Here is a 1,973-nt window from a genome sequence, read left to right as displayed (position 1 = left end):
TGTGGTCGTGCGGCGGCCCGTCGCGTGCTTCTCCGGGGAGAAGCCGTTGATCCCACGGGCCGCCGCACGACCACACAGGGGTGGCATGGGATCGCCTGCTTCACACAAGGCGCCGGGCAAGGGCGCGGTGCTCCTCGCGCTTCGTCACTACGGACGGGAGCTGGCCCGGCTGCGGTGGGTGACGGCGCCCGCGATGCTGCTGCCGGCGCTGGGCAACATCGGCATCAACTACGTGGCGCCGTTGGTGGTCGCCAAGCTCGTCGGCCGCATAGCCGACGGCGGCGGCACCACCTTCGGCTCGACCCTGCCCTATGTCCTCGCCTTCGCCGGCGTGCTGCTCCTCGCGGAGACGCTGTGGCGGATCGGTCTGCACTTCCTGAACCGCCTCGACGCCCTCGGTATCGAGCACCTGTATGTGATCGGAATGGACGAACTGTTCGCCAAGGACGCCGCGTTCTTCCATGACAACTTCGCCGGGTCGCTGACCAAACGGGTCCTGAGCTTCGCCTCCCGCTTCGAGGAGTTCGTCGACACCCTGACGTTCTCGGTCGTGGGCAGTTTCGTACCGCTGGTGTTCGGATCGGTGGTCCTGTGGCGCTACGAACCGCTGCTCGTCGTCGGGCTCCTGGCGATGATCGCGCTGACGGGGCTGTGTGTGGCGCCCCTCATCCGGCGCCGCCAGGCGCTCGTCGACCAGCGTGAGGAGGCGATCGCCCGGGTGTCGGGCCATGTCGCCGACAGTCTGATGAACATGGACACGGTCCGGGCGTTCGCCGCCGAGGAACGCGAGGCGGCCGAGCACCGGTCCCGGGTCGCGGAGTCGCGGCGGCTCACCTTGCGCTCATGGGACTACGGCAATCTGCGCATCGACACACTGGTCGCGCCGATGTCCGTGCTGACCAACGCGATGGGCCTGCTGCTCGCGGTCGCGCTCGGCGCGGGGGGACAGAACGTGGAGGCGGTCGTGCTCGCCTTCACGTACTACAGCAACGCGACGCGGATCATGTTCGAGTTCAACCAGATCTACCGCCGTCTGGAGAGCTCGATGACGGAGGCCGCGCAGTTCACCGAACTGCTGCTGACGCCGGCGACCGTGCTCGACCCGGAGGCGCCGGAGCGGTTGCTGCCCGGGGGCGCCGATGTCCGCTTCGAGCGGGTGACCTTCGCCCACGCGGGTGCGGAGCCTCTCTTCGAGGGTCTCGATCTGGCCGTGCACAGCGGGGCGAAGATCGGCCTCGTCGGCCGGTCGGGCGGTGGCAAGACCACCCTCAGCCGGCTGCTGCTGCGGATGACGGACATCGACGGCGGCCGGATCCTGATCGGCGGACAGGACATCAGCAGGCTGCGCCAGGCCGATGTGCGCAGCCTGATCGCCTACGTACCCCAGGATCCGGCGATGTTCCACCGCACGCTGCGGGACAACATCGCGTTCGCCCGGCCGGACGCCACCGACGCCGAGATACGCCGTGCGGCCGAGGCGGCGCATGTCACGGAGTTCGCCGACGCGCTGCCGGACGGCTTCGACACCATGGTGGGCGAGCGCGGGGTCAAGCTGTCCGGCGGACAGCGTCAGCGGGTCGCTCTGGCCAGGGCGATCCTGCGCGACGCGCCCATCCTGCTGCTCGACGAGGCGACCAGCGCGCTGGACTCCGAGAGCGAGACCCTCGTCCAGGAGGCGCTGTGGCGGCTCATGGACGGACGGACCGCGCTCGTGGTGGCGCACCGGCTGAGCACGGTCGCCACCATGGACCGGCTCGTGGTCCTGGACCGCGGCCGGATCGTCGAGCAGGGCACGCACCACGAGCTGCTCGCGTCGGACGGGGCCTACGCGAAGCTGTGGCAGCGTCAGTCGGGCGGCTTCCTCGACGACAGCGCCGTGCCGGAGGCCGACCCGCGCTGAATCCGGGGCCGGTGGACGCGGCCCCCGCGCCTCACGAGGCGATGTTGCCGGGGAGCACGGGAGAGGTGAGGAC

Annotated in this window: 1 protein-coding gene; it reads left to right on the top strand. The window is 70.1% G+C overall.

Features of this window, described 5'->3' with window-relative positions; all coding sequences use genetic code 11:
- The first annotated feature begins 85 nt into the window (after nucleotides 1–85).
- A complete protein-coding gene (locus BFF77_RS30440; protein ID WP_079125635.1) occupies nucleotides 86–1,900 on the top strand; it encodes an ABC transporter ATP-binding protein in 1,815 nt (604 codons plus the stop codon).
- Nucleotides 1,901–1,973 lie beyond the last annotated feature (73 nt).

It is taken from the genome of Streptomyces lushanensis (assembly GCF_001700515.1).
Taxonomy (GTDB): domain Bacteria; phylum Actinomycetota; class Actinomycetes; order Streptomycetales; family Streptomycetaceae; genus Streptomyces; species Streptomyces lushanensis.
The sequence above is the reverse complement of the archived record's forward strand: the minus strand, read 5'-3'. Positions and strand labels throughout refer to the sequence as shown.

Excerpts from the sequence above, each read along its gene's own strand:
- BFF77_RS30440 (WP_079125635.1), top strand. The coding sequence starts at position 86 with ATGGGATCGCCTGCTTCACACAAGGCGCCGGGCAAGGGCGCGGTGCTC.